Here is a 217-nt window from a genome sequence, read left to right on the forward strand (position 1 = left end):
GGCGGTTCATCCCCGCTCGCGCGGGAAATACGGGCGGGCTACGTAACACGGAAGAAGCCCAGGCGGTTCATCCACGCTCGCGCGGGAAATACTGCAGCCATCTCCGAGCGCTCGGCCTCTACACCGGTTCATCCCCGCTCGCGCGGGAAATACTCCTCCCGGAGACAGGCGAGTTCGTCCTTAGCAGGTTCATCCCCGCTCGCGCGGGAAATACCAC

It is taken from the genome of Azohydromonas australica DSM 1124 (genome assembly GCF_000430725.1).
Classification (GTDB): domain Bacteria; phylum Pseudomonadota; class Gammaproteobacteria; order Burkholderiales; family Burkholderiaceae_C; genus Azohydromonas; species Azohydromonas australica.